Raw genomic sequence first — 23,138 nt, 5'->3', positions numbered from 1 at the left:
TCATTCGTGAGGTTTTTATCGTAATTGAACTGATTATTTGATTTAATGTGCGGAAAATAATGAGAATTAGGTCTCAAAATGAATACAATAATGATCAATAAAAAAATGATGCTTAGCCTTTTGATTGGCTCAATGGCTTTGGTTGGCTGTGATAAATTCAAACCTAAGCAGCAAGAGAGTGCTCAATCACAAAGTACAGAATTTAGTTGTACAGAACAAAGTCATATTCAAGGTTTACAAGAACATTTAAAACAAGAATATCTTAAGGAAATCGAAAAACGCTTGAGAAGTACTCATCATTATGAAGCAGATCAGAGCTTACTCAAAACAATCAATGATGGCTTAAAGTTTGAGCTTAAGAGTATCAGAACCATCACACAAGATAAATCCAATACTTCTGCGTTAGAGTGTGAAGCTCAACTCAATGTAAAATTTCCAAAAGGGCTACAAGTACGTGCTGAAAATGCTTTTCTTGAGCAACGTAAATCTTGTGATGAGTGTGATTACGAGCTACTTAAAGATGAATTGGAAGCAGGTGAATTTCCTCTCGTACTTCAAAGTGATTCATTAAAAGGTAATATTCAATACGATGTTCTTAAGACCGATAAAGAAGGCATAAATCTCAGTATTAATGCTCAAAATGAAGTCATCAATGCAGTGGTTCGTGTTACTCAACTGGCTGTGCAGTATGAAGCTTATATTAAAGAGAATGCAGAATTAGCACAGTCTTCGGAGCGTTATGATCAACAACGTACTGAACAAATGGCACTTGCACAAAAAGCGATGGATATTCGAAAGAAAGAAATTGAACAGGACAAACAAAAAGTAGTTGAACGCTTAAATATGACTTGGGATCGTTTTAGTGATGAGCAAAAAACACAATTAAAACAAGATCAAGCAGATTGGTTTGAAAAGCGTGATGTGGATTGTAAAGTTCTGGCACAAAAACCTGTCTATGACATGAAAGAGAGCGATTTGGAAACATATCAAAAGCATCATCAATATTGGGATGAAGCGATGCGAGAAACCAATCAACAGATGCAATATGACCAATGTTTCAATCAAAGAACCAATGAACGTATTGTTTATTTAAATAACGTTTTTAATTGATCTATGATGATTTAAAATTATGTGTACAGTGAAAGGACGGTTTACCGTCCTTTTTCTTTAAGTTTTGAATATAGTTTTGAATATAGTTTTGGAATCAGTTTAAGATCAGTTTCATTACATGATTTAGTTCAGCTAAGGGATAAGGTCATATGCGCATTAGTTTAATCGGGGCAGGGCGAGTTGCAACGCATTTGGCAAAGGTATTGTCGAGACAACATCAAATCGTGAATATTTTTAGCCGGAATTTAGACAAAGCAAAAGCACTGGCACAACAGGTCAATGCTCAAGCTTGTTCAACTTTCGAAACACTGAGTGAGCCAGTTGATCTGATCATTATTGCGGTAAGTGACCAATCCATTGCGGAAGTAATTCATGCTTTAAATGAACATTTTCCAGAGACTTTGATTGTGCAGACTTCGGGCAGTACGCATCTAAAGCTGATGACTCAATATCATGCGCGATCAGGTGTTTTTTATCCCTTGCAAACCTTTAGTTTTGAGAAAGAAATAAATTGGTCTGAAACGCCTTTATTTGTTGAGGCAAGCTTAAAACCGGACTCAGAATTATTAAATACCTTGGCAAGTCAAATCAGTCAGCGTGTTTATCAGTATAGTTCTGAGCAACGACTCAGTTTGCATTTGGCTGCGGTGTTTGCTTGTAATTTTAGTAATTATTGCTATGACATGGCGAAGCAAGTGGTCGATGCTCAGCAGGTGGATTTTAATTTGCTTTATCCTTTAATTTTAGAAACAGCCAATAAAGCAACCCAACATGATCCAAGGGCTGTACAGACGGGACCTGCAATGCGGGGTGATCACAATATTTTGAATAAGCATCAACAAATGTTAGTGGATACAGGGCGTGAGGATTTACAGCACATCTATCAGTTGATGAGTGAGCAGATTTTGAAAAGACAACCATCATAAAAAAGAGCTTCAATCGAAGCCCTTTTTTTATATGACAATGAATCAGTTGTGATTAATTAATTTTCTTGAAATAAAAATCGTTGATCTTGTGACCTTCTTCTAGACCACGACGTTCAAATTTAGTCTGAGGACGCCAGTCAGGGCGTGGGTAGCTATTGCCTTTACCGGCCAAGTTTTCAAGATTTGGACGATTATCTAAGACATCTAACATCCACTCTGCATATGGTTCCCAATCTGTCGCCGAATGGAATGTGCCACCCATTTCTAGTTTTTGCTCAACCAATGGCATGCGATCATGTGAAACAAAACGACGTTTAAAATGACGCTTCTTCTGCCATGGATCAGGGAAATACAGCTGAATCGCATTGATGCTGTTATCAGGCATTTCACGTAGCACTTGAATCGCATCTGCATCAAGTAAACGTAAGTTGCTTAAACCTGCCATGCCTGCTTCATAGACGCACTGCGCGATACCCGGTACGTGTACTTCGATTCCTACGAAGTTACGTTCAGGGTTTGCTTTCGCCATCAATACCAGTGAACGACCCATGCCGAAACCAATTTCCACTGTGAGCGGTCGTTCAGGATGCTCAAAATGCTGACGTAAATCGCCAACAGGGTATTCCAGAATTAGGTGAGCATATTGTTCAAGTGCAGTACGTTGAGACGTATTTAGCGGTGAAGAACGACGCATAAATGTCACAATTTCGCGATGCTCATTCAAGTTGTCCAATTCTACAACTTGTGGGTCTAATTGATCGTTCGACATAACCTAGGCAAAAGAGAAAAATGAATGCGGTATTTTAAGTGCTCAGGATATCAAGTCAAATTTTTTCAGCGAATTCATCTTATTTTTATGTTTTGAATGCCAATAAATGGTTTTAAGGTAATTTTAATTTGTTGGCATTGAAGAAATCAGAATTGTTTTAATGTGTAATTTAATGCGATCAGTCATATTTTGATCATGAAATTGTCATGTGGGATGGATAATTTAAGCTCAATAATGAATATTCAGAATTAAAAAATGAAATTAAATAAACTTCAAAAATCTAACTCAACATCGAATTATTTAAAGCTCAAAAGCGTCAGTCTTTGCATCGCATTGATAGGTGGAAGCACGATCTTCACGACTTCACAAGCAGCGCTTTTATTCAGCCAATATATTGATGGTAATGACAATAAAAAAGGTTTAGAAATCTATAATCCAGATTCGAATACGGTAAATTTGGCAGAGTATGAAATTCGTCAGTTTGCCAATAAAAGCACTTCACCTAATCTTACGATCAAGCTATCAGGACAGTTACCCACTCAAGCAAAATATTTGGTGGGGCATAATAATCTCAAAACAGCATTAGGCGATGCAGTTCATCAAGTCGCGAATTTAGCATTTAATGGAGATGATGCCTTAGTGCTTTATCATAAAGGTAAAGCGATTGATCGTTTTGGTCGTGTTGGCGAGCAACCTCCGACCGGTTGGGCAGATATTTCTAAAGGGAATAGTTTTCAACGCAAAAATTTAAAAAATGATGTTGAAAGTATAGATCCTGAATCCATTTTTGATCTGAATAACAGCTGGATCAAATGGTCAAACCGCAATGCATTTGAGCAGTATTTGACGTCAACTGCTCAACCTCAACCATCACTAGGGTCAATTCAATGTAGCGCACCGACTACAGCGATTGCTGATTTACAATCTGCTGAGACAAATAAGTCCTATACCGTGAAAGGCGTGATCACCGCAGATTATCGTTATGACAATGGATTTTCAGGGTTTTATTTGCAAACTAAAGATAGCCAAGCAAAGGCAAATGTGAGCAATGCAATCTTTGTTTATGCACCGAAGGCTAGTGCAATTCAGGGGGGAGATGTTGGTGATGAAGTGATTTTGCAAGGTCAACTCAGTACATATGAAAATCAACTTCAGATTGACAAATTGAGCAGTCAAATCAGCACTTGTGATCGTAATGCATTAAGTGCTGTCAGCGCGACACCATTGCAATTACCATTTCAGAGCATCAATGGTAGCACTGGGCATTCAGCTAAACGCTATCAAGGCATGTGGGTGAGATTACCCCAGCAGTTAACCGTCAGTGAAAATTATAACTATGGTCGCTATGGACAGTTGTCTTTAAGTCTTGGGCGCTTATATATTCCAACCAATTTATTTCCTGCAAAATCTGCTGAAGCAAAATCATTAGCACAACAGAACCAACTTTCAAAAATTGAACTGGATGATGGTTATAACCAGCAAAATCGAACACCTTGGCTTCCTTTGGGTTTTAATGCAACCAATACCCTACGTGCAGGGTATCAGATCAAAAATGTAGAAGGGATTTTAGAATATCGATATGGCGCTTGGCGGATTCAACCAATGGCTCATAATAAGCACCCCGAAATTATCGTGAATGAAAACCCTAGAAAACCTATAATTGCTAAAGATTCTAAGCAAACGCGTGTTGCTGCATTTAATGTGCTTAATTATGACAATGCTTCATTGAACGGTTTGAAATCTGAACGTGGTGCAAATTCAGTATCTGAATTTAACCGACAACACGCAAAAATTATCAGTGCCATCAAAGCAATAGATGCTGATGTTTATGGTTTGATGGAGATTGCAAATAATGGCTATGATGAAAAAAGTGCAATCGCTTACCTGACTCGTGCTTTAGGGGTGGACTGGAAATATGTGGTACCTCCAAAAGTTGATCGCTTAGGAAGTGATGCGATTGTTGTTGCGATTATTTATAACAGTAAGCGCGTTAAACCTGTAAATGATGCAGTGATTTATGATGATTTAACCGAAAAAAATCGTGTAACTTTAGCCCAAACATTCCAACCGATTGCTGGCGGTAAAACATTTACCGTGGTTCCTAATCATTTAAAGTCTAAGGGTAGTTGTCCAGATTCACTCACTTCACTAGATGCAGATCAGGGAGATGGACAAGGCTGTTGGAATGCAACACGTCTGACGGCTGTACAAAAGCTGATTCAATGGATTGCCAAAAATCCAACGCAGGTTAAACAGCCAAATTACTTATTGGTGGGTGATTTGAATAGCTATGCAAAAGAAGATCCAATCTTAGCTTTTGAACAAGCTAACTATAAAATATTGTTAAATGATGAAAAGATAGGTCAAGGTCAATCTGCATATAGTTATGTATTCGGTGTAGCGAGTAATACCGAAGGTTATGGTGGTGCAGGCAATCTAGACCATGCGATTGCGGATGCAACGTTGTATCCATTGGTGAAAAGAAGCTTTGCTTGGCATATCAATGCAGATGAACCGACTGCGCTTGATTATAATGAAGAATTTAAAACACCTGAACAGATTGCTGGGTTTTATGCAGATGATGCTTATCGTTCTTCAGATCATGATCCAGTTATTGTCGATTTAGAGTTGAATGATCAAAGTACTGCTTTGCCAGAGAGTAGTTCGAATAAATCAGGGGGAGGCTCGACCACGCTGATGAGTCTCGTAGGTTTATTGGGATTATTGATTACCCGTAGAAAATGGTTAAAAGCATAAGCTTTTTTTTGATGTCTACTATAGATGTCCACTATAAAAGCCTGAAGTGACTCAGGCTTTTTATTTTCAAACTTAAACACAGGCTTAATCACAAACTCGATCAATGAGTGTTGAGCTGGCTTGATTCAATCCAATCACTTCAACATGAATGTTTTTAGACTCAAACTTTGAGACAATATTAGCGAGCATGTTCACAGAAGTAATATCCCAAATATGCGCATGGGTTAAATCAATCTCAATAGCTGGAATGGATTCATCGAAATCAAAAAACTGATAAAACTTTTCCGAACTACTAAAGAAGATTTGACCCTTCACCACATAGATACGTTTATTTCCCTCTAGCTCAGATTGAACTTTCACCTCACTTTCCAGTTTATTCACCAAAAAAAGCGCTGAAAGCATTACACCAACCAAGACACCCAGTGCCAAATTATGGGTTGCAAGTACAATCGCAACCACGCTGAGCATCACGATGTTACTTTGCTTTGGATGTTTGCTGAAATTTTTGACTGAATCCCAATTGAAAGTCGTTAAAGCCACCATCACCATAATTGCAACTAAAGCCGCCATGGGGATATAAGCCAACCAATCTTTAAAAAACACCACAAGGCAGAGTAAGAAAACCCCAGCCACTAATGTTGAAAGTCGTGTGCGCGCACCTGATGAAACATTGATAATTGATTGACCAATCATGGCACAGCCTGCCATTCCACCCATGAATCCACTGACGATATTGGCAACACCTTGACCACGGCATTCTTGATGACGATCGCCCTCAGTTTGAGTGACTTCATTGATCACAGTCGTCGTCATCATGGTTTCAAGCAGACCGACTGTTGCCAGCGTCATGGCATAGGGCAGAATAATCAGCAATGTGTCTAAATTAAATGGAATATTAGGAATCAAGAAAATCGGTAAAGTGCCTGGGAGCTGTCCAAGATCACTTACTGTTCTCATATCTGAACCAAGCAAAAGCGCCAGTAAACTCAATACAATAATGCAGACCAAAGGAGATGGAATCGCTTTACCCATTTTGGGGAGATAAGGAAATAAGTAAATGACCGCAAGACCTAAAGCTAAAAATAGATAGCCTGATAAATCCATTCTAGAAATCTCAGGGAGTTGAGCGACAAAAATTAAAATAGCTAAGGCATTTAAAAATCCATAGACCACGGATTGAGAAACAAAGCGCATTAACTTAGCCACTTTGAAATAACCTGCAATCATTTGGATAATACCTGTCAGCACAGTGGCAGCTAAAAGATATTGCAAACCATGTTCTTTAACTAAAGTGATCATGAGTAAAGCCATCGCACCCGTTGCAGCCGAGATCATGGCTGTACGGCCACCAAAAAAAGAGATGGTGACGGCAATACAAAATGATGCGTATAGACCAACTTGAGGATCAACGCCTGCAATCGCAGAAAAGGCAATAGACTCAGGGATCAATGCTAATCCAACGACCAGACCAGCAAGTACATCAGTGCGAATATTAGAAAACCATTCATCTTTTTTCAGGCTGATCACGCAAATTGTCCAAGAGCTTAAAATTTGGGGTATGGTAAGTTATTTGTAAATGAAAAGCATAAAAATGAGTTGGACGAGTATAGGTTTTAATGAATATTCAAGTTTCAGATTGATTTTTTACGCTTGCTTGCAAATTTAAAAGCACTTCAGCTTGAAAAAAAACCAGAAGCGATTTAAAACTAATAGAAGTAAAAAACTAAGTTAAAAGACAAGGAAAATATATGAAGTTGTATTATTCGCCAGGTGCTTGTTCACTTGCTGCTCACATCATTTTAAATGAAATAAATGTTGATTTTGACTTAGTAAAAGTAGATATAAAAAACCATCAAACTGAAAAAGGGGACGATTACTATCAAATTAACCCGAAAGGTTACGTGCCTGCTTTAGAAATCAATCCGGGTCTAATTTTGACTGAGAACGTCGCAATTTTACCTTTCTTAGCTCAGCATGATCCTAAGCAAGATTTGATCCCACCTTCAGGGTTGGGACGTGCCAAAGTGCTTGAATGGTTGGGATACTTGAACTCTGAATTGCATGATGCCTATGCCGTATTTTTTGGTGTACCACTTTCTGACGAGGCAAAACAGAAAGCTTATGCAGAGATTGATCGTCTTTTGACATTTATCGATAAATCAATTGGTGATTCAGATAATGATTATTTAGTCGATGATAATTTTGGGCCAGCAGATGCATATCTCTTTGTACTCACCAACTGGTCAAAGGGCATTAAACATGATTTAACGCCGTACAATAATATCAATGCCATTCGTGACAAAGTTGCTGCGCGTCAGTCTGTCCAAATTGCGATGCGTGACGAAGGTTTGATTGCCTAATTTAAATATTGTTAATCTTTAAAATTAAACAGCTTCATCAGGAAGCTGTTTTTTATTGATGAAAGCTGAACAATTTTTTGGGTGATTTGTACTTAATCCGCTGGATTTTTTTAATATTCAAATTGCGTATAGAAATCATCAAAATTAATGTTCTCTAGCAATAATGGTTTGTTGAATTTAAAACTGTTCCATGTGTTTTTAGCTTGACCATCCTCGAATTGATTGCCGCCATTGCTACGCTTAACCCTTAGTGTAGAAAAATTATAACTACTTGCACTCTGTTCTCCAGAGGCGCGATGAAAGCTATTGTAATCAAAACCTATCAGTTGCATTTTTTGCTTTTGTTATCTGAAGGTATAAGTATGCCTTGGCCATTCCCATCCTCCACATGCCATAAAATAACTAAATTCTATCTTGAGTAAGCCTTTGTTAATTTCAATCCCATTAGTTTGTTTAAATCAAAAAGGATGTCTAGGCATCCTTTTTAATGTGAGCTTGTCATCAATCCAATTATTTTCAATTTAAAATAATTGGATTGATTATTTAAAGAAATATCCCGTTTCAGGTGAGCTTGCATTTGCCATACGTTTACGGGGCATACGACCCGCAAGATACGCTTCACGTCCAGCTTCTACTGCTTTTTTCATGGCTGATGCCATTAATACTGGGTTTTGTGCAGCGGCAATTGCTGTGTTCATCAATACGCCATCACAACCGAGTTCCATTGCAATTGCTGCATCACTGGCAGTTCCAACACCAGCATCAACTAAAATAGGGACTTTGGCATTTTCTTTAATAATCGAGATGGTATGTGGGTTCAAAATTCCAAGCCCAGAACCAATTAAACTGCCTAAAGGCATAATTGCGACACAGCCGATACTTTCCAGTTCTTGTGCCACGATTGGATCATCTGATGTGTAAACCATGACTTCAAAGCCATCTTCCACTAAGGTTCGAGCAGCTTTAACGGTATCCATAATATTTGGATACAGCGTCTTTTCATCGCCTAAAACTTCAAGTTTTACTAAGTTGTGCCCATCAAGTAATTCACGCGCTAACATACAAGTCCGCACTGCTGTATCGGCATCAAAGCAACCCGCCGTATTTGGCAGTAAAGTGTATTTTTCAGGGGTAATAACTGATAATAAATTCGGTTGACTTGGGTCTTGCCCAATATTGACACGTCGGATTGCAAGTGTGACGATCTCAGCACCACTGGCTTGAATTGCTAAATCAGTCTCTTGAAGATCTTTATACTTACCTGTACCGACCAACAGGCGTGATTGAAAAGACCGAGAACCGATAATGAGAGGATGATCCTGCATAACTACTCCGTTTTAGCCGCCACCGACAGCGTGAATAATTTCAATACGATCTGATTCAGCAATCGGAGTCTGCTCCAATTTGCTTTTAGAAATAATCATTTCATTAACTTCAACTGCAAATCGTTTTCCATCAAGTGACAGATGCTGTATCAGTTGTAGTAAGTTTTGACAGTGGGTCTGCTGAACTTCGCCATTTAGATAAATATTCACAGCTTAAATCCTTTTTTAAATTGTGATTTTCAACATTAGAAAATTAAGTGCTTAGGGGGCTGTAGCCTAAGCATTATCGTGCGTACTTAAAGGCATTCCATGCCAAAATTAACCAGCCTGCAATCATCAAAGCACCACCGATAGGTGTAATCATGCCTAAGCTACGTGGGAGTCCTAATGCCATGATGTATAGTGAACCACAGAAAAATAGGATACCGATTTGAATCAGTATAAAACTCGCCTTAATCGGAAGCTGAGGAATCACTTTTGCTAGAATTCCCAGTAGCAACAATCCAAGAGCATGATAGAAAAAGTAATCTGTTGCAGTAGACCACCAAGCGAGCTGTGCATCAGAAGCACGTGCTTTTAAGCCATGTGCACCAAAGGCACCCAACATGACAGCGAGCGCAAGATTTATGGCAGAGATACTAATCCACATAGCGATTTAAGCTCTATAACTTTGCGACTAACATTAGCATAAATTAACCAATACGAATTACGGAAATCACAACATTTTATCGATAAAAAAGGGCATAAAAGCCCTTTTTTAAATATTCTGAATTTCCATCATCTAAAGTTGATGTGCTAAATAAATTTAGTTAGATGACATTGCAACTTTAATCTTATCCATCGCATTTTTTTCTAGCTGACGGATACGCTCGGCTGATACATTGTATTCAGCGGCAAGTTCATGCAATGTCGATTTATCATCATCTAACCAACGACGCTGTAAGATGTTGCGTGAGCGATCATCTAGTTGATCCATAGCAGTGTGTAAAGCAGACGTACTTTGCTGTTCGTAGTCTTCTTCTTCAACTAATCGTGCAGGATCATAGCGGTTATCTTCTAGATAGAGTGCAGGCGATACGTAAGTTGTATTTTCATCGTCATCATCACCTTGGGCATCAAATGCAGCATCATAGGCAGTCAAACGACCTTCCATCTCTAACACTTGCTCAGGTGTCACATTTAAGTCTAAAGCGATTGATTTTGCTTCGTCTAAAGTAAGTTTTTTGCTCGATTTCTTTAGACTACGTAAATTAAAGAACAGTTTACGTTGTGCTTTGGTGGTAGCAATTTTTACAATACGCCAGTTACGAATGACATATTCGTGAATTTCGGCTTTAATCCAATGCACGGCAAATGACACCAAACGCACACCCATATTGGGGTCGAAGCGTTTGACAGCTTTCATTAAGCCTAAATTGCCTTCTTGAATTAAATCGCCTTGTGGTAAACCGTAACCTGCGTAACTACGAGCAATATGCACAACGAAGCGCAGATGCGACATCACCAACATTTTGGCTGCATCTAAATCTTGATCATAAAAATAGCGATCAGCTAACTCTTTTTCTTGTTCAGCTGTCAAAATTGGGATTTGATTCACAGTGCTCATATAAGCACCAAGATTTACCCCAGGCGCAGACAATGACAGGGGCATCAATTGATTGCTGCTGTCAGTCATGTGTTCTCCTTAAATCGGATAATAGTTATAAAACCAATAACAATATCTTAATTCGATTTGCATGTGGTGTTAAAGGGAATTGGGTAGTGAAATGTAAATTAATATTCAACATTGCCACACAATCAGTTTAATTGAAAACAATTAAGATTCAATTACGTAATGAAATTCTTGTTCAGAAATTTGCAAAAAATTGCATCTATAGTTATGTATTTCGCAATAACGGCGAATATCTAGCTGACTATTCGGGTCTGATGATTTCAATAAATAACTTTGCGGTGGCGTATGGAGCTTTAATTGCTTTTTTAAAAGTAATAAGGGAAGCGGGCAGGGTTTACCCAAAGCATCGATTTCAATTAAAGCATTCATTTCATTCAATAATATAATATTTACCCTGCTATTTTAACAAAGTGTGCAGCATTACGAATGATATTTTGTGAAATTTCAATAAAAATTAGGGTAGTGATTCTACGGTTAATCTATTTGGGTGATAAATAAACAAATTTTTGTATAATATTTTGAGCAAAAACCTCTATTAATTGTAATAAACACATGATAAGCTCGTTGCGTAATTAAGGAATCGAATAGGGATTTTTCGTCTCTAAGCCTTATTTATGAATGGATGTAACCGGGATTTTGTTAATAGTTTTATAGAATGATTACAAGCTTTGAAATACAAAAATGTTTTAAAATTTGTTTGCTCTGCTGTTTGCAACACCGGGTGGTCCCTTTTCTTACCAACTGAGGATTAACTTATGACAGCTCGCGAACAAGGCGTAGTTAAGTGGTTTAACGACACTAAAGGTTTTGGCTTCATTCAACGCGCTGGCGGTGATGATGTTTTCGTTCATTTCCGTGCTATCCAAGGCGACGGTCACCGTTCACTTCGTGACGGCCAACGCGTAGAATTTAGTGTTGTACAAGGTCAAAAAGGTTTTCAAGCTGAAGAAGTTCAGCCTTTAGACTAATCCTAGTTTTTTTAAATTAGGTTAACGCTCCAATTTTAGGAATTGGGGCGTTTTTTGTTTATAATGAATATAATATTTTTAAATCTGACCGCCGAGCACGTATATATGTCATCTGGTTTCGAAACCCTAAACTTAGAGCCACAACTTAAGCAAGCCATTGATGCTTTAGGGTTTAAAGAAATGACCCCAATTCAAGCCAAAGTATTGCAATATACTTTAGCAGGTCATGATGCAATTGGTCGCGCACAAACGGGTACAGGTAAAACTGCTGCATTTCTTGTCAGTATTATTAATGATTTACTTAAAAATCCAATTCAACATCAACGTTTTCGTGGTGAGCCACGGGCTTTGATTTTGGCACCAACCCGCGAACTTGCGATTCAAATTGAAAATGATGCAAAAGATCTGACTAAGTTTTCTGGCTTAAATGTAGTCACTTTGGTGGGTGGTGTTGATTTTGATAAACAAAAGAAGCAGTTGGACCAAGGCTTTGTCGATATTATTGTCGCGACACCTGGTCGTTTAATTGATTTTACTGAACAAAAAGAAATCTGGTTAGACCAAATTGAATTTTTAGTGATTGATGAAGCGGATCGTCTACTGGATATGGGCTTTATTCCATCAGTTAAACGTATCGTGCGTTATTCTCCACGTAAAGAACAACGTCAAACCTTATTATTTTCTGCAACTTTTAGCTATGACGTGCTTAATTTGGCACAGCAATGGTTGTTTGAGCCTGTCACAGTCGAAATTGAGCCGGATAAGAAAACCAATGCGGATGTTGAACAACGTGTTTATGTGGTTGGAAAGTCAGATAAGTATAAACTTTTGGAAGAAATTCTACGGGATGAACCGATTGAAAAAGTGATGATCTTTGCCAATCGTCGTGATCAGGTTCGTAAGTTATATGACCACTTGAAACGTGATGGCTATAAAGTCGTGATGTTGTCAGGCGAGATTGCTCAAGATAAGCGTATCAAGATGCTTGATCAGTTTAAAAATGGTCAACACAATATCATGATTGCGACAGATGTTGCGGGACGTGGTATTCATGTAGATAACGTATCACATGTGATTAACTTTACCTTACCTGAGCAATCTGATGACTATGTGCACCGCATTGGACGCACAGGACGTGCAGGAAGCAGTGGTGTAAGTATCAGCTTCTTGTCGGAAGATGATGCATTTTATCTTCCTGAAATTGAAAAAGCGATTGGACAAAAAATTCCACTCACACGTTTAGATGGTTATTGCTAATCCTAAAAGACGTCATTGATGAACATTTAAATGTCATTCAATAAAAAAGCCCCTCAACGGGGCTTTTTTATTGAATCAGTATTGATCTTAAATCGTTAATTGGCTTTACAGGTAAAGGTTAATACCGTTTGGTAGTCGGTGTCTTTTTCAATGGTTGTATTTTTTCCAATCACTGAGCCTAAAACACTCGCTGCTGCAGAGACCATTTGTCCTGTTTTTTCATCAAATACACCTTTTAAGGCGCCGTTATATTCTGTTTTTTCATCCACAAGCATAGGGGCATGATTTTTACCACAAGTTTTATTGGCAGCCGTAATGGCATTGTTTTTTGCAATGATTTGGCTTTTACCTAAACCTGAAACCTCATATTGATTATTTGCCTTTTGAATGGCCAATGTTTCAGTGGGGTTTGATGCGCAGGCAGTGAGCAATAGTCCGGCAGTGAGAACTGTTGATGTTGTTAAAAATGCTTTCATTATTTTTCTTCCTAAAGCTTAGATAAATTTCAACGTTTATATTAGCGGTGAGTTAAGGATTGATTTTGAATAGTTTGTATATATTTTGAATTTTAATCAGGTTTTTTGTGAATTTTGATTCTGCTATAGACAAATGCAGCTATAGAGTAAATTTTGAGGTTTGTGATAAGCTAAGCTTCAATACGTAATACATAGATTTGTAGTCAATGTCAGATTCTTTTCTAGATGCAGTACATCAGAATATTCATCAGCGTCAGTCAATTGGACACTTGGTGGAACCTGCACCAAATGCCGCACAACTTGAGATTGCATTTCAGGCGGCATTAACTGCACCAGATCATCATCGATTGAAACCCACACATTTTATAGTGGTGGCAGCTGAGCAAAGAGAGGCATTTGGTGAGATTTTGGTTGAAGCCATGCGCGACTTGGGTGAAATTGATGAGCAACAAGTCGAGCGTGTTCGACATCATCCAATGAGAGCGCCACTGCTTGTTTTGGCGGTGACACGTTTTCAAGATCATCCTAAAGTTCCTGACTTTGAGCAAACCTTAAGTTCAGGCGCTGCTGTACAGAATTTTCTACTTTCGCTTCAAGCTCAAGGCTTTTCAACTATGTGGCGTAGTGGGGCAGTGGTTGAATCAAATTGGTTTAAGCAAAAATTAGGTTTGCAATCAGATGATCTGATTTCAGGGATTATTTATATAGGAACTGCTTTTAAATCAATTCCTGCGCGTTTAGAGATGCCGTTTGAGTCTAATGTATCTTATTGGAAGCCTTAACCAGTATTTAGATGGTATCGACTTAGCTTTGAAATTGAACAGTTAAATTAAAAATTTGGGATAAAAATAATGTCGGAATTAAAATTCACGGATTTGGTTGAACCTGTCGCAGTGGACAGTAAAACAGCGTTGCGCGTTACTGTATTAGGTGGGGGTAGCTTTGGTACAGCGATGGCGAATACTGCTGTACGAAATGGTTGTGATACCAAAATTTGGATTCGTGATGCAGCAATTGCGGCTGAGATTAATGCCACGCATATTAATCAACGTTATTTACCCGATTTTACACTTGAGAAAGGATTGGTTGCCGAGTCTAACTTAGAAAAGGCTGTACGTGATCGAGACATTATTTTGGTTGCCATTCCAAGTCACTCTTTTCGTGATGTATTACGTCAAATTATGCCATTTATAAGTGCGCAAGCTGTTGTCTCTCTCACCAAAGGGGTAGAAGCTAAAACCTTTAGTTTTATGAGTGATATTATTCGTGAAGAGCTACCTGAAGTGCCTTATGGTGTCTTGTCAGGACCGAATCTTGCCAAAGAAATCATGGCAGGAATGCCAGCAGGTACAGTGATTGCCAGTGATTCAGAGCTGGTGCGCTATGCAGTCCAACAAGCTTTACATAGTGCTTTATTCCGTGTCTTTGGTAGTGATGATGTGAATGGGGTCGAGCTAGGTGGCGCACTAAAAAATATCTATGCAGTAGCAATGGGTATGGCTGCTGCTTATAAAGTGGGTGAAAACACCAAGAGCATGATCTTAACGCGTGCCTTGGCAGAAATGAGTCGCTTTGCTGTTAAGTTAGGTGCGAATCCACTGACATTCTTGGGTTTATCCGGCGTTGGTGATTTATTCGCAACCTGTAGTAGTCCGTTAAGTCGTAACTATCAAGTCGGTTTCGCGCTTGGTTCAGGAAAATCTTTGGAGCAAGCAACTCAAGAGTTGGGTCAAACTGCTGAAGGTATTAACACGATTGTTCAGGTCAACAGCCGTGCTAAAGAACTCGATGTCTATATGCCAATTACCACAGCACTTTATGAAGTGATATATGAAGGTGCCCCAGCGATGCATATTGCAGTATCACTGATGAAAAATGGTCATCGTAGTGACGTCGAGTTTGTGCTACCGCATAACAAAGTATGATAGTTTGAATGCTGAATAAAAGACTTTAAACGAAGCAGAATGATATTTTTAGAAAATCGTAGCAATTTATATGGATGCTTCAACACCTTTAATATGGCAATACATCGACTGATCATTTTTAGGTTTAGAGCTTTAGATGTTTAAACACAAATGATCAAAATGATCAAAAAAATGTCATCATGCTTCGTTAAAATAGGATTTTAATTTTAGGGAAAATATATGCAATTAACATTGGTTCGTCATGGAGAGGCATCGCCAGCTACAGATGGTAATGATATTAAACGACCTTTGACGAGACGCGGACATGAGCAGGCGAAGCAAACAGCAATTTTCTTAAAAGATCAGGTGACGCCAGATATTTTTGTGGTGAGTCCTTTAATACGCGCACAAGAAACGCTTTCACATCTGCAAACTATTTTTCCAGAAGTTACAGTTTTGATTTGTGACAAAATCAAGCCCGATGATCATGCCAAAGAAGCGATTGATTGGCTGAGCCAATTGCCTTTCGAAAATATTGTGGTGGTTTGCCATATGAATGTTGTGGCTCATATTGCTGAACAACTAACGCATGAATCATTTAATCCTTATGCGCTTGCAGAAGCACGTATTTATGAGCAAAGTGTTATCGCAAATGGCTTGTCAACACAGCGAAAATCCTTTATTCCTAACATATAAATCAATTTAAAAATTAAACGGTAGAAAATTATAAATGTTGTATCTATGGATGCCTGAGGCCAATGGGGTTTGGCAATGGTCACGTGGTGATAACTGGATGCAGGCATCTAGTCTTGAGCAATTGATTCAAGAGATCAAACCATATCAAGGGGAGGAAGCCGTGGTTTTCTTTCCCAGTCGTGATGTGCAAATTATTCAGCAAAAAATCCCTAAAGCTCAATATAAACAGTTGGGTCATGATGGAATTAAATATTTAATTGAAGAATATGTGATATTCCCGATTGATCAAATGAACGTGATTTCGAGTTTTGAAGCACCCGATCAACTTTCTATTCTTGCGATTGCGAAAAATGCAGTTTTAACCATGCAGCATTCGCTGACACTCATTCCTGTCAAAGTAACAGCGTTATTACCAGACTTTCTGGTATTGCCGATTCCGCAAGACAATGAAACAATCATTGCCAATGTGCAACAACAATTACTGGTGCGTGAAAGTGCGTTGCAAGGATCATCGCTAGATGATCTGTCTTTATATTTGGATATGTGCGCTCAACCAGAGATATTCAAATATGATGCACTAACGGATGAGCAAGAACATGCTTTGCTTATAATGACGACTGCGGAACAACGAGAAAGTTTTAATTATCAATTCAAGCCTATTTTAAAAGCTAAAAACCATCCATTTAATGTTTTGCCAAAAGCTAAACGTGAAGCAAGTCGTGCTTCGGGCTATTGGAAAGCCTGTGCGATGCTAGTGCTTGCATTGTTGGTTGTACAATTGAGTTATGATCTTGCGCGTTGGGTAAAGTTGAAAAAATTAGCAGATCAAACGGCCGTGTTGTCTATTGAACAGTATAAAACATGGTTTGGTGCCAATAGCCGTGTCACTGAGCAGAACATCAAAAGCTTATTTGAGAGTAATTTACGTTTAAGTCAAACAGCAAATACACAGGCATTGCAGTTGATTAGTCGAGTAGGACCCATTTTGATGCAAAATCAAATCGTGGCGAATAACGTCAATTATGATGCCAATGTCCTGAATATGAATCTAGTCGCACGCAGCTCTGATGCACTTCAAAGTTTGGTCGGTCAGTTAAATCAACAAGGCTTTAAAGCCGAACTTGGAAATGTTCAAACGCAGGCAAATGGTGTGATTGGGGCGGTGAAAATACAATAATGAAAGCATTCAATAAAGCACATGACTGGTTTGATCTATGGTTAGATAGAATCAGCGAGAACTTAGAACGTATTTCTTTGCGTGAACGAATTATGGTGATTGGTGCGACGATTATTGTTGTCGTTGCGATCATAGGTACATCGCTATGGAAAATGCATCAAGCTGCTGACTTACAACAAAGTCGTTTAACTCAACTGAAGGATGATTTGGTCTGGATGCAAACCAATGTTGCAACCATGAAGCCAGCCGATGATTTAAATTTATCTATAACAGATAAGATTCAAAGAGTTTCACAACAGCAAGGTATTTCTGTAGCATCACAACAAATGGGGGATGCAACGCAAATTGTGGCTGAACATGCAAACTATTCAATTTTAGCAAACTTTCTGACTCAACTGGCACAGATAGGTTTGAGCATTGAAAAACTTGAATTAAATAAAGTGGGTGAGCAGATTAAATTAACAGCGACTGTGAAGTGACTGGTGAAAATAAACAACTGACAGCCATAGCCTTTTATACAGACTGTGCCTATAATATGCCAACTTAAAAAGCAGTAGACTTTTTGAATATGTTATATTCGCTTGCTCGTCCATTTCTATTTTCGTTGGCGCCAGAGCGTGCACATGATCTGACATTATCATTACTTAAAAAAACCTATAAGTTAGGTGTAATGCGTCAGGTGATTGAAGCTAAGCCTGTAACATGTATGGGAATTCAATTTCCAAATCCAGTGGGTTTAGCTGCGGGCTTAGATAAAAATGGTGCTTATATTGATGCACTAGCAAGTTTGGGTTTTGGATTTATCGAAATCGGTACAATCACCCCTCGTCCACAAGCGGGCAATCCGCAACCTCGTCTATTTCGTATTCCAGAAGCTAAAGCCATTATTAACCGTATGGGTTTTAATAATGAGGGTGTTGATCAACTGATTGAAAATGTAAAAGCATCCAATTTTAAAGGTGTTTTAGGCATTAATATTGGTAAAAATGCGGATACTGCTGTAGAAGATGCTGTTTCTGATTATCTGATTTGTTTAGAAAAAGTGTATAATTACGCATCATATATCACGGTAAATATTTCTTCGCCTAATACTAAAAATTTGCGTAGTTTGCAAAGCGGTCATGCGCTGACTGAATTACTTGAAACACTAAAAAAGCGTCAATTGGAACTTGCAGAAGAATATCAGCATTATGTGCCTTTAGTGTTGAAAGTCGCGCCTGATCTGACAGCAGAAGATATTCAATTTATTGCTTCACAGTTAATCCAATTTAAAATTGATGGTTTGATTGTGACCAATACTACGCTTTCTCGTGAAGGGGTAGAAAACCTTCCTTCTGGCGATGAGGCTGGTGGTTTATCAGGTGCACCCGTGTTTGAAAAGAGTACTGCTTGCTTGCAAGCCTTTTCAAAGATCTTAAAAGATCAAATTCCATTGATTGGCGTTGGTGGTATTCTTTCAGGTGAACAGGCTATAGCGAAACAACAAGCAGGCGCAAGTCTCGTACAAATCTACAGTGGTTTGATTTATACAGGACCGGCTTTAATCAAAGATTGTGTTAATGCTATGATCTGATTTTTATGAACAACTTAGATATATTCATACTGATTATTCTGCTCATTGGAGGGCTTAACGGTTTGCGTCAAGGATTCGTTAATGCCTTTGCGAACTTGGTTGGATGGATTTTTGCACTGATTATCGGTGCTAAATATGCCAATTTAATCGCGCCTTCCATGACAGTGCTCAGTCAAGATCCTGTTGTTCAAAAAATTGCAGCTTTTGCTTTCATTGTTTTACTCATCGTTGTTTTGACATGGATTGTGACTGCGATTCTCAATCGAATGCTTAAAACACTGAAATTAGGCCCACTCAACCGTCTAGCAGGTGGTGCTTTTGGAACATTGAAAGGTTTATTGATCGTCCTCATTTCCATGCAAGGAATAGGCTCTTTTGTAGAAAGCTCTCCTCATTGGAAACAGTCTAAATTTATCCAAGCATTATTGCCTTATGCACCTATGGCAACTCAATTTACAAAAGATACTGCCAATAAGGCCTTAAATCAGATTAATTCAGATGAAACTAATGATCAGGATAGTGACAAAATGTCCAAAGATTCTGATCAGAAAGATGCATCTTCAGATTCAACGAAAAATCCTTTTTATTAATCCTAGCTTGTCTGCGAGGTTGCTATGTGTGGAGTAGTTGGTATAGCGGGTAAATCCCCGGTTAACCAAATGTTGTTTGATGCATTAACGATGTTACAACATCGTGGACAAGATGCTGCTGGGATAGTGACTTACCATAATGGTCGTCTATTTTTAAGAAAAGACAATGGGATGGTTCGTGATGTTTTCCATACTCGCCATATGCGCGCGTTGTTGGGAAATTATGGTATTGGTCATGTACGTTACCCAACTGCAGGTTCTTCAAGCAGTGCTGAAGCGCAACCGTTTTATGTAAACTCTCCGTATGGGATTACTTTGGCGCATAACGGTAACTTAACCAATGCTGAAGAAATTCATGATGACTTGTTTAAAACTGACTTACGTCATATGAACACGGATTCTGACTCAGAAGTGTTGTTAAACGTTTTTGCACACGAATTTCAAAAGCTCGCCAAACTCAATCCGAATGCTGACGATGTTTTCAACGTTGTTGCTAAGGTGCATGATCGCTGTAAAGGTGGTTATGCAGTCGTTGCAATGATCACTGGACATGGTTTAGTCGGCTTCCGTGATCCAAATGGTATCCGTCCGTTAATTCTAGGCTCACGTGAAACTGAATTGGGGCTGGAATACATTCTTGCTTCTGAATCCGTTGCTTTGACTGCGTTAGGTTTTAAAGTTGAACGGGATGTGCTTCCTGGAGAAGCCATTTTTATTGATGCTGAAGGTCAATTATTCTCGAAACAATGTGCGGCAAATCCTGAATATCGTCCATGTATTTTTGAATATGTTTACTTTGCTCGTCCAGATGCAATCATTGATGGTATTTCTGTTTATAAAGCACGTCTTAAAATGGGTGAAAAGCTTGCTCACAAAATTTTATGCGAGTGGGGCGAGTTTCATGACATTGATGTCGTGATTCCGATTCCAGATACATCGCGTACTTCAGCATTAGAATTAGCAAATACCCTCGGCGTGAAGTTCCGTGAAGGCTTTATGAAGAACCGTTATATCGGTCGTACCTTCATTATGCCAGGTCAACAGTTACGTAAAAAATCTGTACGTCAAAAATTAAACCCTGTTGAATTAGAGTTTAAGGGTAAAAATGTACTTTTAGTCGATGATTCAATTGTACGTGGCACAACGTGTAATGAAATTATCCAAATGGCGCGTGATGCTGGTGCGAAAAAAGTATTTTTTGCTTCTGCTGCACCGATGGTGAAGTATCCAAACGTCTATGGTATTGATATGCCAGTGAAGGATGAGCTGATTGCATCCAACCGTGATGTTGAGGAAATTCGTGAACTAATTGGTGCTGATCGTTTGATTTTCCAGAACTTGGAAGATTTAAAAGATGCTGTACGTACCAAAAAAGTACCAGAAGTAAGTGAATTCGATTGTTCAGTGTTCGATGGGATCTATGTGGCGGGGGGGATTAACGACGCTTATTTAGATGGTCTTGAACAGAAGCGTTGTGAGTCTGCTAAGAAAGATAAAGATGGCTATATCGATGTCAATGTGGATGCGTCATCGGTCGACTTAAGTGGTTTAAAAGACGCATAAGCCCTTCTGAAAAAATGATTAAAAAAGCGAGTAATTCTCGCTTTTTTAATTTATGATCTGAATACAATGTAATCAGGAACTTTTACATTGAAAGATGTAAGTCATTATTTAATAAAAAACAAAAACATGCTTTGGCCTGCAAGTATTAGTGCGCTTGTCATTTTATTGTCCATTTTTCTTTTAAATAGTGGTTTAGGTCTTCTGATCCATTATCTAAATCCTCAACACTCTATTCTTTGGAATAGTTATAGCCCTTATTTTTTACTGTTGATCGGCTCGATTATCGGTGGTTCGATTATTTATGAGTTTTATGTTTTTCGTTCAGGTGGACATACGCTGGCGAAACAATTGAATGCAAGACAGCTTACGCTTTTGGAGAGTACTCCTGAAGAGAGACTTGCACTAAAATTAACGGAGAAGTTAGCCAATAACTTCGCAATTGATATTCCTACATTGTATGTACTACAAGATGAAATTGGAGTAAATGCACTCACTGCTGGTTTCCATCCCAAAGACACCGTGATTATTTTAACCTGGGGTGCTTTACAAAATTTGGATGAACTGGAGCTTTATGGCTTGTTGGGACATGAATTTAATAAAATTTTGTCAGGTGAGGCCACGGAAAATACGCGTTTAAAAATTTTATATAGTGGGGTAACGACGTTTAGTCAATGGGGGAGTCAAATTGCTAAAAAGGGATTTAAGCGCAATGCATCGAATACTCGGCATAAGTTTGAAACGAGTTTGGTTGCTATAGGAGGGGTAATTTGGCTGATTGGTAGTCTGGGGGTTTTAATCAATCGTTTGATTAAATATATGACCTTAGGGGGAAGAACTTATTATAATGATTTCAAAACCAAAAAGTTATTACTCAATGATGCCAATGTTCAGACTTTACTTCGCATCTATGTGCATCATGCAGGTTCACAGATTCATAGTGAATACTCAGAAGCAATTTCACACATGTGCTTTGCAAACTCATTAAGCCCACAAAGTTGGCTGAATATTCATCCTAGCATTCAAGATCGTATTTATGAGTTAAATCCAAGCCTACTTCAAGATTTGCAATTGGAAAATTTACAGAAACTTCGATCTCAACCTTTGTTCAGTTTGATGCGATCTTTAGAGGAGTCGATTGCAGAAGAGTATAATCCTTGGATGTCTCCACAGCCTTTGCCATTATTGCGATTATCCCCAATTAGTTTTGCAATCAAGGATGCGATCAAGCCTTTAAGCTTGGAAGTACGTCAACAGATGTCACGTCCAGAATTAATTACCCGTGCTATGCAAACCGCGACTGGATCAAGAGAGGTGATGATCGCGATTTTGATGATTCGTCAATATCGAGAATTCATTCCTTCAAATGCACAGGTGAGCCGTGCCATTGTCGATTCTCTTCTTCATATCGATGGTCGTGTCCATATCCAAATTTTTCATGAGGCTTGCTCAAATCTAGGCAATATGCCAGCCACCAGTGCGCGCCAGTTTATTACTAAACTTGCTAAAATTATTCAAGAAGATGGTGAAATTGGATTGTTAGATGCACTGTTAATTGAAAAAGTAAAATCAGAATTGGGTCTTTTACCGATTCATCGACCGACTTCATTAGAGGATGCGAAACCGCAAATTGTGCGTCTGGTGGATGCATTACTCCATGTGCAACAGCTGAATAGCGCAAATCAACTTGAAGTGCGTTATAAGATTCTAAAACGAGTATTATCGGTTGAAGAATTAGAAATCTATGAAGAAATTTCAGATGAGCCTATAGATTTGGGTGAAATCTTGAATGATATAGCAGGGTTGTTGTTGCGTGATCGTTTAAGTATTTTGGGTGTGGCTGAGATTTGCTTGTGGCATGACCGGGTCATTACACAGGATGAATTGGATGTGCTGGAACTGCTGTATTGGCGCTTAGGGTTTGACAGTGAAGAGATTGTGAGTCAAATGCATAAGAAGAATAGTATTATGATTGTTTAGCGGGTTTTCTGGAAAATAAACAACGAAATTGATATTTT

23 protein-coding genes are annotated in these 23,138 nt (G+C 38.6%); 15 read left to right on the top strand and 8 right to left on the bottom strand.

All coding sequences use genetic code 11. The features are described from left to right. Positions 1–93: 93 nt before the first annotated feature. A complete protein-coding gene (locus tag AC5YCE_RS01470) occupies positions 94–1,110 on the top strand; it encodes a DUF1311 domain-containing protein (RefSeq protein WP_496125723.1) in 1,017 nt (338 codons plus the stop codon). A 149-nt stretch (positions 1,111–1,259) separates the two neighbouring features. Continuing rightward, a complete protein-coding gene (locus tag AC5YCE_RS01465; RefSeq protein WP_496170618.1) occupies positions 1,260–2,036 on the top strand; it encodes a Rossmann-like and DUF2520 domain-containing protein in 777 nt (258 codons plus the stop codon). Between the two features lie 52 nt (positions 2,037–2,088). Here AC5YCE_RS01465 and trmB read toward each other — a convergent pair whose 3' ends face one another. Next, positions 2,089–2,805, bottom strand: coding sequence for a tRNA (guanosine(46)-N7)-methyltransferase TrmB (gene trmB, locus AC5YCE_RS01460; RefSeq protein ID WP_496125678.1), 717 nt, complete (start codon positions 2,803–2,805; stop codon positions 2,089–2,091). A gap of 255 nt (positions 2,806–3,060) precedes the next feature. Between trmB and AC5YCE_RS01455 the strand changes: the two genes are divergently transcribed. Beyond that, the gene (locus tag AC5YCE_RS01455) at positions 3,061–5,562 is read left to right on the top strand and encodes an ExeM/NucH family extracellular endonuclease (protein ID WP_496170616.1); all 2,502 of its coding nucleotides are present in this window, start codon (positions 3,061–3,063) and stop codon (positions 5,560–5,562) included. Between the two features lie 84 nt (positions 5,563–5,646). Here the strand turns inward: AC5YCE_RS01455 and AC5YCE_RS01450 are convergent, their stop codons facing one another. Beyond that, a complete protein-coding gene (locus tag AC5YCE_RS01450) occupies positions 5,647–7,089 on the bottom strand; it encodes a SulP family inorganic anion transporter (RefSeq protein WP_496170614.1) in 1,443 nt (480 codons plus the stop codon). A 221-nt stretch (positions 7,090–7,310) separates the two neighbouring features. On the opposite strand from AC5YCE_RS01450, the gene AC5YCE_RS01445 reads away from it, so the two are divergent. Further along, positions 7,311–7,922, top strand: coding sequence for a glutathione binding-like protein (locus AC5YCE_RS01445; RefSeq protein ID WP_496170612.1), 612 nt, complete (start codon positions 7,311–7,313; stop codon positions 7,920–7,922). Between the two features lie 539 nt (positions 7,923–8,461). Here the strand turns inward: AC5YCE_RS01445 and AC5YCE_RS01440 are convergent. The 5 genes from AC5YCE_RS01440 to AC5YCE_RS01420 form a co-directional block, all read right to left on the bottom strand. Then, positions 8,462–9,247 carry a thiazole synthase gene (locus AC5YCE_RS01440; protein ID WP_496170610.1) on the bottom strand — a complete coding sequence of 262 codons (786 nt, stop codon included), beginning with the start codon at positions 9,245–9,247 and terminating at the stop codon, positions 8,462–8,464. A gap of 12 nt (positions 9,248–9,259) precedes the next feature. Continuing rightward, positions 9,260–9,457: a sulfur carrier protein ThiS gene (gene thiS, locus AC5YCE_RS01435; RefSeq protein ID WP_496150199.1), complete on the bottom strand. Its 198-nt coding sequence runs from the start codon at positions 9,455–9,457 to the stop codon at positions 9,260–9,262. 73 nt (positions 9,458–9,530) lie between these two features. Beyond that, positions 9,531–9,896: a DUF423 domain-containing protein gene (locus tag AC5YCE_RS01430; RefSeq protein WP_496170608.1), complete on the bottom strand. Its 366-nt coding sequence runs from the start codon at positions 9,894–9,896 to the stop codon at positions 9,531–9,533. A 156-nt stretch (positions 9,897–10,052) separates the two neighbouring features. Next, positions 10,053–10,922, bottom strand: a complete 870-nt coding sequence (rpoH, locus tag AC5YCE_RS01425; protein ID WP_496170606.1) for an RNA polymerase sigma factor RpoH — start codon at positions 10,920–10,922, stop codon at positions 10,053–10,055. A 141-nt stretch (positions 10,923–11,063) separates the two neighbouring features. Next, positions 11,064–11,288: a sulfurtransferase TusA family protein gene (locus AC5YCE_RS01420; protein ID WP_496170604.1), complete on the bottom strand. Its 225-nt coding sequence runs from the start codon at positions 11,286–11,288 to the stop codon at positions 11,064–11,066. 386 nt (positions 11,289–11,674) lie between these two features. Between AC5YCE_RS01420 and AC5YCE_RS01415 the strand changes: the two genes are divergently transcribed. Together AC5YCE_RS01415 and rhlB are read left to right on the top strand one after the other, a co-directional pair. Further along, positions 11,675–11,887 (top strand): cold-shock protein, encoded by a 213-nt coding sequence (locus tag AC5YCE_RS01415; RefSeq protein WP_004822370.1) that lies wholly within the window; start codon positions 11,675–11,677, stop codon positions 11,885–11,887. A gap of 105 nt (positions 11,888–11,992) precedes the next feature. Next, positions 11,993–13,144 (top strand): ATP-dependent RNA helicase RhlB, encoded by a 1,152-nt coding sequence (gene rhlB / locus AC5YCE_RS01410; RefSeq protein WP_496125689.1) that lies wholly within the window; start codon positions 11,993–11,995, stop codon positions 13,142–13,144. A 95-nt stretch (positions 13,145–13,239) separates the two neighbouring features. On the opposite strand, the gene AC5YCE_RS01405 is transcribed toward rhlB, so the two are convergent. Beyond that, positions 13,240–13,620 carry a hypothetical protein gene (locus AC5YCE_RS01405; protein ID WP_496125690.1) on the bottom strand — a complete coding sequence of 127 codons (381 nt, stop codon included), beginning with the start codon at positions 13,618–13,620 and terminating at the stop codon, positions 13,240–13,242. A gap of 206 nt (positions 13,621–13,826) precedes the next feature. On the opposite strand from AC5YCE_RS01405, the gene AC5YCE_RS01400 reads away from it, so the two are divergent. The 9 genes from AC5YCE_RS01400 to AC5YCE_RS01360 all read left to right on the top strand — a co-directional run bounded on the left by AC5YCE_RS01400 (position 13,827) and on the right by AC5YCE_RS01360 (position 23,100). Beyond that, a complete protein-coding gene (locus AC5YCE_RS01400) occupies positions 13,827–14,402 on the top strand; it encodes a nitroreductase family protein (protein ID WP_496170602.1) in 576 nt (191 codons plus the stop codon). A 69-nt stretch (positions 14,403–14,471) separates the two neighbouring features. Then, a complete protein-coding gene (locus tag AC5YCE_RS01395; RefSeq protein WP_496170600.1) occupies positions 14,472–15,545 on the top strand; it encodes an NAD(P)H-dependent glycerol-3-phosphate dehydrogenase in 1,074 nt (357 codons plus the stop codon). A 219-nt stretch (positions 15,546–15,764) separates the two neighbouring features. Then, complete coding sequence (locus tag AC5YCE_RS01390; protein ID WP_496170597.1) at positions 15,765–16,220, top strand: SixA phosphatase family protein; 456 nt, start codon at positions 15,765–15,767, stop codon at positions 16,218–16,220. A gap of 34 nt (positions 16,221–16,254) precedes the next feature. After that, the gene (gspL, locus tag AC5YCE_RS01385) at positions 16,255–17,397 is read left to right on the top strand and encodes a type II secretion system protein GspL (protein ID WP_496125694.1); all 1,143 of its coding nucleotides are present in this window, start codon (positions 16,255–16,257) and stop codon (positions 17,395–17,397) included. Further along, positions 17,397–17,876, top strand: a complete 480-nt coding sequence (locus AC5YCE_RS01380; RefSeq protein WP_496125695.1) for a type II secretion system protein M — start codon at positions 17,397–17,399, stop codon at positions 17,874–17,876. The genes gspL and AC5YCE_RS01380 overlap by 1 nt, the downstream gene beginning before the upstream one ends. Before the next feature lie 89 nt (positions 17,877–17,965). Next, positions 17,966–18,970, top strand: a complete 1,005-nt coding sequence (locus AC5YCE_RS01375; protein WP_496125724.1) for a quinone-dependent dihydroorotate dehydrogenase — start codon at positions 17,966–17,968, stop codon at positions 18,968–18,970. 5 nt (positions 18,971–18,975) lie between these two features. Further along, positions 18,976–19,560 carry a CvpA family protein gene (locus AC5YCE_RS01370; protein WP_496125696.1) on the top strand — a complete coding sequence of 195 codons (585 nt, stop codon included), beginning with the start codon at positions 18,976–18,978 and terminating at the stop codon, positions 19,558–19,560. A gap of 24 nt (positions 19,561–19,584) precedes the next feature. Next, complete coding sequence (gene purF / locus AC5YCE_RS01365; protein WP_496170595.1) at positions 19,585–21,123, top strand: amidophosphoribosyltransferase; 1,539 nt, start codon at positions 19,585–19,587, stop codon at positions 21,121–21,123. A gap of 87 nt (positions 21,124–21,210) precedes the next feature. Beyond that, positions 21,211–23,100 carry a M48 family metalloprotease gene (locus tag AC5YCE_RS01360; protein WP_496170593.1) on the top strand — a complete coding sequence of 630 codons (1,890 nt, stop codon included), beginning with the start codon at positions 21,211–21,213 and terminating at the stop codon, positions 23,098–23,100. The last annotated feature ends 38 nt before the right edge of the window (positions 23,101–23,138 follow it).

Source organism: Acinetobacter sp. CY79, from assembly GCF_059515845.1.
The sequence above is the reverse complement of the archived record's forward strand: the minus strand, read 5'-3'. Positions and strand labels throughout refer to the sequence as shown.